8 protein-coding genes and 1 pseudogene are annotated in these 9,447 nt (G+C 71.0%); 4 read left to right on the top strand and 5 right to left on the bottom strand.

What is annotated here, in order from left to right; translation table 11 throughout:
• A pseudogene (locus tag ACFXGA_RS32240) lies at positions 1-354 on the bottom strand (hypothetical protein); the annotation flags it as partial.
• 634 nt (positions 355-988) lie between these two features.
• Here ACFXGA_RS32240 and ACFXGA_RS32235 point away from each other — a divergent pair.
• Together ACFXGA_RS32235 and ACFXGA_RS32230 are read left to right on the top strand one after the other, a co-directional pair.
• A complete protein-coding gene (locus ACFXGA_RS32235) occupies positions 989-1,816 on the top strand; it encodes a p-hydroxycinnamoyl CoA hydratase/lyase (RefSeq protein ID WP_378094496.1) in 828 nt (275 codons plus the stop codon).
• Between the two features lie 170 nt (positions 1,817-1,986).
• Positions 1,987-2,688: a DUF899 domain-containing protein gene (locus ACFXGA_RS32230; protein ID WP_378094494.1), complete on the top strand. Its 702-nt coding sequence runs from the start codon at positions 1,987-1,989 to the stop codon at positions 2,686-2,688.
• 126 nt (positions 2,689-2,814) lie between these two features.
• Here ACFXGA_RS32230 and ACFXGA_RS32225 read toward each other — a convergent pair whose 3' ends face one another.
• From ACFXGA_RS32225 to ACFXGA_RS32210, 4 genes are all read right to left on the bottom strand, one after another.
• Positions 2,815-3,498, bottom strand: a complete 684-nt coding sequence (locus ACFXGA_RS32225) for a TetR/AcrR family transcriptional regulator (RefSeq protein WP_378094492.1) — start codon at positions 3,496-3,498, stop codon at positions 2,815-2,817.
• Between the two features lie 425 nt (positions 3,499-3,923).
• Entirely contained in the window at positions 3,924-5,498 is a 1,575-nt protein-coding gene (locus ACFXGA_RS32220; protein WP_378094490.1) for an AMP-binding protein, read from the bottom strand.
• A 419-nt stretch (positions 5,499-5,917) separates the two neighbouring features.
• A complete protein-coding gene (locus ACFXGA_RS32215) occupies positions 5,918-7,096 on the bottom strand; it encodes an acyl-CoA dehydrogenase family protein (protein WP_378094488.1) in 1,179 nt (392 codons plus the stop codon).
• Positions 7,097-7,152: 56 nt separating this feature from the next.
• Positions 7,153-8,091: an alpha/beta fold hydrolase gene (locus tag ACFXGA_RS32210; RefSeq protein WP_378094486.1), complete on the bottom strand. Its 939-nt coding sequence runs from the start codon at positions 8,089-8,091 to the stop codon at positions 7,153-7,155.
• Between the two features lie 397 nt (positions 8,092-8,488).
• On the opposite strand from ACFXGA_RS32210, the gene ACFXGA_RS32205 reads away from it, so the two are divergent.
• Together ACFXGA_RS32205 and ACFXGA_RS32200 are read left to right on the top strand one after the other, a co-directional pair.
• A complete protein-coding gene (locus ACFXGA_RS32205; RefSeq protein WP_378094484.1) occupies positions 8,489-8,935 on the top strand; it encodes an SRPBCC domain-containing protein in 447 nt (148 codons plus the stop codon).
• Positions 8,932-9,285, top strand: coding sequence for an ArsR/SmtB family transcription factor (locus tag ACFXGA_RS32200; RefSeq protein WP_378094482.1), 354 nt, complete (start codon positions 8,932-8,934; stop codon positions 9,283-9,285). Before ACFXGA_RS32205 ends, ACFXGA_RS32200 begins: the two co-directional genes overlap by 4 nt.
• Positions 9,286-9,447 lie beyond the last annotated feature (162 nt).

Here is a 9,447-nt window from a genome sequence, read left to right as displayed (position 1 = left end):
GGGGGGCCGCGCGCCCCCGCCCGCGGCCCCCCCCCCCCCCGCCCGCCCGCGCCCCCCCGCGCCCCCCCCCGGGGACTTCTCGATCGTGTCGGCGACGCGCTGGGCGTCGGACTCGCCGACGAACCACGGGGCACGGCCGATGTCCTGGTGGTCCAGGGCGCGCGGCCGGTGGACGACCGGCCCCGTCCCGTGCCGCGGCATGCGGGCCATCGCCAACCCGATGCCGTCCTGCACCGTCCAGCGGTGATCGGCGACGAATCCCTCCGGGGGACGCTGCGTGATCACCGGGGTGGCGAAGAACTGCCTCCCGGCGATCTCCGGCAATTCGCGCCGCATGGCGCGCAGTGCGTTCAACTCGTCTCCCCAGCTCGGGTGACGCCGTCACCGGACCTGCCAACGGGAAAAGCGTTGCAGAGCGTTCGCGGCGCTTGCTACTTCCGGCTTGCTCACGACGGGTAGCCGCGCGGAGGTCATTTGGTGACGCCTCGCAGGGTGTTGCGGTGCCTGCGGGCAACCCCGTCCGGGCAAGTGTTTTCCCAGCTCAGAGCGGTGTGAACACTGTTTTGCCCGGTGAGTCCGGTGCTGTGTAGGTAGTATTCCACTACCGACTCACCCGCTCTGAACGCGGTCCTCCCGGTCGCTCCCGTTACATTTCCGTGCCCTGTCCCGGTCGCTTTCCATCGCCTTGGGGAAGTCGTTCCCCCGGTCGGTCGCGGCGATTGTCCGTGAACCCGCGGGCCGTTGTTTCTTCGAACTTGCCCCACCTGCGCACGATGACAGGTGCGCCGCCCCACCGCGCCGTGCCCCGGCCGCGCGGGACGACGGCAAGGCATGAGTAGCCGCGCCGTCGAAGGCCGCGTGACGATCGGACCGCGCAGCTCCATCGGCGTAGCCGTGCCCGCGCCGGCCCGAGATTCCACGCCACCCCGGCCGACTGTGGTGAGTTCGTCCTCGTTTGTGCGTCGGAGAGCAGAGAGAAGGATCTCGCATGATCACGCTGGAGACGTTGAACCTCGAGATCGACGGGCCGACGGCCACGATCCACCTGAACCGGCCGGACAAGAAGAACGCGATGAACCCGCAGATGCACCGCGACATGAACCAGGTGCTGGACGAGATCGAGGCGGCGGGCGCCGTCAAGGCGGTCGTCATCACCGGCGTCGGCGACAGCTTCAGCTCCGGCATGGACCTGGAGGAGTGCTTCCTGCGCCCGTTCGACGACCCCCAGCTGTTCTACCGGACGAACCTGGTCGCGCTCCGGTGGTTCCAGCGCCTGAAGGCGTTCCCGGCGGTGACCATCGCCAAGGTGAACGGCTTCGCGTTCGGCGGCGGGTTCCTGGTGGCCGGCCTGTGCGACCTGGCGATCGCGGCGGAGGACGTGCTGTTCGGCCTCTCGGAGATCAACTTCGGCATCTTCCCGGCGGGCGGCGCGACCTGGGCGGCGGCGCACAACCTGCCGCGCAAGCAGGCGCTGTACTACATCCTCACCGGCGACACGATGACCGGCGCGGAGGCGGCCCGGCACGGGCTCGTGAACATGGCGGTGCCCGCCGACCGGCTCGACGCGGAGACCGACCGCCTGGTCCGCAAGATCGTGAAGAAGAACCCGGTCACGCTGGCGCTGGCCAAGCAGGTCTACGAGGGCAACCGGTCCCAGGACCTCCCGGCCGCCATCGACTACGACCAGGCGAAGCTGTGGGAGCTGTCCCGGCTCAGCGGCAACGAGTGGATCACCGTGGCGCTGCGGCAGTTCGAGAAGCGCGCGTACCAGCCCGGTCTGGCGACCTACGACCGCGAGGGGGTCGGGACGCCGTGACGTCCGCGCGGGCCGGGCAACACGTCAACGTGGAAGAAGTCTTGCCGGCAACCGCCGAATAGCGTGAGTGCGGATAGACCGGCGGCCGGAACACCGATGGCGTCACCCGCCGCCCCTGCCGGTGTCGGGTCTCGGCGGCAGCGCCACCCGGACAGTCCTGAGGAGATCTGATGACCCAGCTCAAAGTAGTCTCCCGAGCAGAGTGGTTGGAGGCTCGCAAAGCACTGCTGGAGAAGGAGAAGGAAGTCACCCGCGCCCGCGACCTGATCGCCGAGGAGCGGCGCAACCTGCCGATGGTGAAGGTGGAGAAGGAGTACCTCTTCGAGGGCCCGAACGGCAGCCGGCTCACGCTGCTCGACCTCTTCGAGGGCCGCCGCCAGCTTGTCGTCCGGCACTACATGTTCGCGCCGGGCGCGAAGGTGGGCTGCATCGGCTGCTCCATGCAGGCCGACAGCGTCGGCGAACTCGCGCACATGCACGCCCGCGACACCACGTTCGTCATGGTCTCCCGCGCGCCGGTGGCGGACTTCACGCCGTTCAAGGAGCGGATGGGCTGGACGATGCCGTGGTACTCGTCCTACGGCAGCGACTTCAACTACGACTACGAGGTCTCCACCGAGCAGGGCGAGTCGCCCGGCGTGAGCGCCTTCTACCGCGAGGGCGAGGACGTGTACTTCACGTACTCGATCTTCGACCGCGGCGGCGACATCTTCAAGAACTTCTACAACTACCTGGACATCACCCACCTCGGCCGGCGGGAGGACGAGCTGGAGCACCCGTGGGACTGGTGGCGGTTCAAGGACGAGTACGACGACGAGAACGCCGGCGGCCCCGGTGAGAACTGGTGGAACGGCACGAGGTACCAGTCGTAGCCGGCGCGGCGCGACGGCCCATCGCCCGGGTAGGCGGCGTGGATCGCCGACCCGGGCGGTCGCGCGTCCACCCGTCGGTGCGGGCCGACCGCGGCACGGCGCCCACCCCGCCGGCCCGGGACGTGGTCAGCGACGGCTCGTGACCGGCTCCTGGTCGGCCTCGACCTCCTCGACCCGCCGCTTGCGCGACGCGGCCATCGACGCCGCCACGCTCCTCGGGTCGTCGCCGACGCCGACCAGCAGGCTGTGCAGGATGGTGTCGTAGCAGCGCTCGGCGTCGACGGGGTCGATCAGGTAGCCGCCCAGCTCCAGGTTGACCAGGCCGTGCGTGGCGATCCACATCTCGTGCGCGATCAGCAGCGGGTCGCCCTCGCGGAACCGGCCCGCCCCGATGCAGCGGGTGGCGCAGTCCACGACGGTGAGCAGGGTGTACCGGCCGTACTGGCGGTCCTCGTCGGTGAGGGAGAACCCGGCGAGCGACTGCCCGCCGAACATCACCGCGTACAGGTGCGGGTTCGCCAGCGCGTTCTGCCGGTACGCGTGGCCCAGCACGGCCATGTCGGCCACCGGGTCGTCGGTCTGGCGCACCTGCGCGAATCGGCGCTCCAGCCGGGCGAAGCCCTCGTGCACCATCTCCCGGACCAGGCCGCTCATGCTGCCGAAGTGGGTGTAGACGGCCATCGTGGACGTGCCCGCCTCGGCGGCGATCTTCCGGGTCGACAGCGCCTCGGCGCCGTGCTCGGCGAGGAGGCGGGCGGCGATCTCGACGAGCGTGGCGCGGGTCTCGGGGTCCAGCTTGCGAGGGCTCACCTTGACAGTGTTGCACAACGCCGTTATTCTTCGTGTAACATCGTTATGCCAAACGTCCGCCATTCGCGTGAAAAGACGCGTGTCCCTCCCGTGCCCGGATCCGGCTCCAGGGCTCTGTCGCGGCGCTGTGCCGCACCGGGTGGGTGAGGGGGTTCCGGCAGGCCAGTGGCGCGTCGAGGGCTCGTCGTGCCGGGGTGGCGCGGTGCGGTCGAGCGGTCCTGCCGCGGCGCGGGCGGGGCCGCCGAACGTCTCCTGTGGACCGTTCGGCAACCCGAACCGCCGTGGCGGCACCAATTCCCGGGTCGTGGCACGCGGGAACGCTCCGGTGCGATCGTCCACACCGGAGCGTTCCGGTTCCCGCGACGCGCGTCGTCGTTCGACCACGCCGGGCGGGCGCGGCGCGCACCTCCGATAGGGAACCTCCCCTATCGGAGCGGCGCGGTCGATCGGGACGGGGACGCCTCGACGGCGGCCCGGCCGCTGAGCGTCCGCCGCTCCACCTTGCCGACCGGGGTGCGGGGGATCCGGTCGATGAACTCGATCTGCCTGATCTTCTTGTACGGCGCGACCCGCTCGGCCACCCAGTCCATGATCTCCTGCGCGGTGACCGGCTCCTGCGCGACCACGAAACCCTTGGGGATCTCGCTGGACTCCTCGTCCGGCACGCCGACGACGGCCGCGTCGAGGACCTTGGGGTGGCGCACGAGGACGGCCTCCAGCTCGACCGGCGACACCTGCTGGCCCTTGTACTTGATCAGCTCCTTGATCCGGTCCACGATGACCAGCTCGCCGTCGGCGTCCAGGTAGCCCATGTCCCCGGTGTGCAGGAACCCGTCCGGCTCCAGCACCGCCGCGGTGGCCACCGGCGCGTTGAGGTACCCCTTCATCACCTGCGGGCCGCGCACCAGGACCTCGCCGCTGCGGCCGCGGCCCAGCACCGCGCCGGTGGCCACGTCCACGATCTTGGCCTCCACGCCGGGCGCGGCGCGTCCCACGGACGCGGGCGACGTGCCGCCCGGCGTCTGCATGAACGCCACCATCGCCTCGGTCAGGCCGTACCCCTGGCCGATCTCGCACCCGAGCCGCTCCCGCACCCGGGCCGCGACCGACGGGTCGAGCGCCGCGCCACCGGACACGATCGACCGCAACGACGACAGGTCGAACCGGTCGACCAGGGGGCTCCTGGCCAACAGCACCGCGATCGTCGGCACGACGTACAGGCGGGTGATCCGGTGCTCCTCGATCGCCCGCAGGAACGTCTCCGGGTCGAAGCGCTCCACCGTCACCAGCGTCGTGCCCTGGTACAGGCTCGCGTTCATCATCATCGACAACCCGAACGCGTGGTGGAACGGCGGCATCGCCAACGCCTTGTCGCCGGGCTCGTTCGGCGCCACCGCGCTGGTCAACAACGCCTTCGCGATCATGTTGCGGTGCGTCAGCAGCACCCCCTTGGGCAGCCCGGTGCTGCCGCTGGAGTGCAGGATCGTGACCACCTCCTCCGACGGGTCCAACGCCGTCTGCACGATCGGCTCGGCCCGCTCCAGCGCCGCGAACGGCGTCGCGCCCTCCGCCTCGCCCAGCACGACGACCTGCTCGACGTCGGTGCGGTCCAGCAGCGCGCGCACCTTGGGCATCTCCTGCGGCACGGTCACCAGGTACCGCACGCCCGTTTCGCCGAGCCGGTCCTCCAGGTCGGCCGGGGTGTCCAGCGGGTTGAGCGCCGTCACGACGCCGCCCGCCAACGCGATCGCGTGGTAGGCGATCGGGTACTCCGGCACGTTCGGCGCGAGGATCGCGACCACGTCGCCGGGCCGCAACCCCAGCTCCCGCAACCCCTGCGCGGCCCGCCGCACCCGCGACACCAGGTCGGCGAAGGTGTAGGAGACGCGTCCGTCCACGTCCACCACGGCGATGCGGGATCCGTGCTCCTCGGCGTGCTGCAACACGAACGACGTGAGCGACGTCCGCGGTAACTCGACTTCCGGGCCGGCGACGATCATGACCTCACTCCTCCTGGTCGGTGGTGCGCGGGCAGGACGAGGAGTGCCGCCAGGGCACCCCGCGACCCCTCCTGGTCGCTGTCCTCCCCGACGACGGTGTCGGCTGGCCGGCGCGCCGGGGCGGTGCCCCCGTGCCGGCGCGGCCGGTGGTGCGGTGCGTGCTCCCGACCGGACCGGCCGGGGGAGCGGCGGGAGGCCGCTGCGGTGGCGTCGGTCCGTGCGGACGGGTGTGCGGGAAGGTCGTGCGCGCGCAGGGTGACCGGGTGGGTGGGACCGGGCAGCGCGGGACCGGGCGGATCGGCGTGCCGCGCGAGGGGCGGGAGCGCCCGGGGCCACCGCGTCGCCCGGCGCGGACCGGGTGACGCGGCGCCCGCGGCGGGAGTTCCCCTGCCGTGGCGTCGTGGGGAACTCCGGGGCCGTCACAGGTAGACGGTGTTGGGCTCCAGGCCGCAGACGACCCGGCCGTACAGCTCCAGGTTGGTGTCCGCGTGGTGGTAGGCGTGCATGGCGATGGTCCGGCTGTCGCGGGCGATGCGCTGGATCGGCACCGTGGACAGCACCGACGACGCGCCGCTGGCGTTGGCCAGGACGTCGATCGCCTCGCGGGCCCGCTGCACGGTGAGCCCCAGGTCGAGCCGGGCGCTCACGCGGTCGTGCAGCGACCACGGCTCGCCGACCTTGGCGTCCACCCTGGCCGCGACGCGGTGGGCGTGGAAGCCCGCCTCGTCGATGCGCGCCGTGGCGTCGGCGACCTGGAGGTGCGTGAGCGGGGCGTGGGCCTGGTGCTCGTAGTCGGTGTAGGTGATCTTGCGGGTGGGCAGCCGCTCCATGAACGCGGCGTACGCCGCGCGGGCCAGGCCGTGGTGCGTGCCCGTCGTCACCGCGCTGGCCCAGGGCAGGAAGGGGACCTGCCAGCGCGCGGACCTCGCGTTGGTCTCGGAGGCGTGCCGGCCCTCCTGCAGCACCGGCACGAACGACAGGACGCGCTCGTCCGGCACGAACACGTCCTTCGCCACGGTGGTGACGCTGCCGCTGCCGCGCATCCCGGCCGCGTGCCAGTCGTCCACCACCTCCAGGTCGGACATGGGCACCAGGACGAGCACCGGCTCCGGCTGCTGCCCGTCGACCACGCGCACCGCGGCGTGGGCGTTCCAGGTGCTCTGCGGCGCGGCGGAGTTGAAGCCCCACTTGCCGTTGAGCACGATGCCGCCGGCCGTCGGCACGCCGACCGCGCTCGGCGCGAAGGTGCCGCTGATGCGGACGTCGCCGGCGCCGAAGACCTCGTCCTGGACGTGGTCCGGGAACAGGCCGGTCAACCAGGTGCTGATGGTCCAGACCGTGCCGACCCAGCTGACCGCGCCGTCGCCCAGCGCCAGCTCGGACAGCACGTCGACGATGGTGGTGGTGTCGGCCTCGTAGCCGCCGTACCGCTTCGGCAGGGTCAACCGCAGCAGTCCCGACCCGGTGAGCGCGTCGACCGTGTCCGGGTGCAGGACGCGGTGCTCCTCCTGCCAGATGGCGTTCTTGGCGAACATCGGGACCAGCTCCGTGGCCCGGCCGACGAGTTCTTCCCGTGGTGGTGTGGTGGTGGTGTGCACTCTGGGCTCCGTGGGTGTCGCCCGACCGGGAGGCCGGGTGGGGGCGGGCGGGGAGGTCAGTCGAAGAACCGGGTGAACGCGTCGATGACGGCCTGCGGGGCCTCCTCGACGAAGTAGTGGCCCGCGCCGGGGACCGGGACGATCTCCACGTCGGTGGCCTGCGTGGGCAGCGTGGCCCGCATCTGCGCGGCGAACAGGCCGTCGCCGAGGTCGGAGACCATGCCCAGCACCGGGGCGGTCACCTTGCCGTAGGTCTTGAGGTCCTCGATGTCCTGGCCGAACGCCGCGTAGTAGGACTTCGCGCCGTGGATCGCCTCGGGCGAGTCGAGGCGGCGGGCGAACACCGCGCGGTCGCGGTCGGACACGGCCGTGCGGTCCACCAGGAAGCTGTCCATCATCCAGTCGACCAGTACGCGGGTGCGCCCGGCCAGCAGCTTCTCCGGCAGGTCCGGGACCTGGTTGAAGGCGAACCACCACGGGTAGAAGGGGAAGCCGGGCGTCGGCAGCATCCGGATCTCGTACATGGACTCGTCCGGGTGGACCACGTCCAGCATCGCGACCTTGCGGACGGCCTCGGGGTGGTTGGCCGCGAAGGCGAACGCCACGATCGACCCGATGTCGTGACCCGCGACGTCCACCTGCTCGTGGCCGAGCGCGCGGACGAAGCCGAGGAGCACCCGGGCGATCGACTTCTTGTCGTACCCGGTGGCCGGCTTGTCCGAGCCGCCCATGCCGGGCAGGTCCACCGCGACGACCCGCCGGCCGCCGGCCGCGAGCGCGGGCATCACCTTGCGGAACTCCCACCACGTCTGCGGGTAGCCGGGCAGGAGCAGCAGCGGCCGGCCGGTCCCGCCCGCCACGTAGTGCAGGCGCAGGCCGTCGACCGTGACGTGCGCGCTGCGGAAGTCCCCGTCCAGTGAACGCGCGAGTTCGGCGTCGTCCGGGACGTTCGACACCTTCTCGGACGCCTGTGCGCCGTCCTCTACCAAGGTCATGTCCGTGCCTTTCCTAGGTTTTGTGCCACCGGTGGCGGGCAGTGGTGCCCCAGATGTGGGCGGGGAGTTGCGGCATTGATCGGGCGACTATTCCCGCCGTGCCGGAAATCCCATCCGGTCCGGCGTGCCGCACAAACCATGCTAGTCCGCGCCCGGCGTCCGCCATCTCTCCGATTTTGCTGTCTTGCGGACCGCCCGGAAACGTGGGCGCAACAATGGAACAAATCCCGCGAATAGGGACGGGAATTCCTTGCGCAGGCGCGGGCACGGCCGATCGGCGCAGCGCGCGTGCAACCCTGCGGTTGCGCGTCGCCGGCGCGATGTGCAACTATAGGGTTGCAGCTTCAGGCGGGCCGGCGCAACGGCGGGTTGCGGCGGACGACGGTAGGAGAACCCGGTGAGTGAAGATCGGATCGAACGCGACACCTTGATCGACGCCTCCCTGGAACGGGTGTGGTCGCTCGTGGCCACGCCCGGGTTCTGGGTCGCGGACGAGGAGAGCGTGGCGGGCCAGGTGGCCACGGAGGGCGCGTCGCTGATCGCCAAGAACCCGAACCTCGGCGAGGTCGCGGTGCGCGTGGAGAAGGTGGACCCACCGACGTACGTGGCCTACCGCTGGGCCAGCGCGTTCCCCGGCGAGGGCCTGCGCGACGACAACAGCACCCTCGTCGAGTTCACGCTGAGCACGGAGGACGGCAAGACGCGCCTGCGCGTCGTGGAGAGCGGCTTCTCGGCCCTGAGCACGTCCGAGGAGGCCCGCGACAAGGCGGTGCGGTTCAACTCCGAGGGCTGGCCCCAGGTATTCGACATGGTGAAGCATCGTGTCGAACAATCGTCGGTGTGACCGATGAACGTCGCGGTGAGGTCGAACCGCTCGGCAGCGTCCTCGCCGCTCTCGCCGACCCGACGCGACGTCAACTGCTCGACCTCCTCGCCGCGCAGGGCGAGGTCACCGCGACGGCGCTGGCCGAACGGCTGCCGGTGTCGCGACAGGCCGTGGTCAAGCACCTCGCCGTGCTCGACGCCGCCGGGCTCGTGTCCGGCAACCGGGTCGGGCGCGAGGTCCGCTACGCGGTGAGGCCCGCCGCGCTGGACGAGACCGCGCGGCACATGTCCCGGCTCGCGGCGGACTGGGACCGGCGGCTCGCCATGGTGAAGAGGATCGCCGAGAACGCGGAGCGGGATTCCCGATAACCCGCCGCACCACATCATTGTGATCCCGGCATTTCCGCCGGGTGTCGACCGTCCGATGAGGGGTGTCCCCCGCCCCCCAAACGACGGGGGGGCGGGACGGCAAATTTTTTGTGGAGCAGCAGGAGTGCCCGTCTCTAAAAAAAAAAAGTAAGAGCCCACGAG

The organism is Actinosynnema sp. NPDC059335 (genome assembly GCF_042752395.1).
GTDB lineage: Bacteria > Actinomycetota > Actinomycetes > Mycobacteriales > Pseudonocardiaceae > Actinosynnema.
This window is presented reverse-complemented; position numbering and strand designations above follow the sequence as displayed.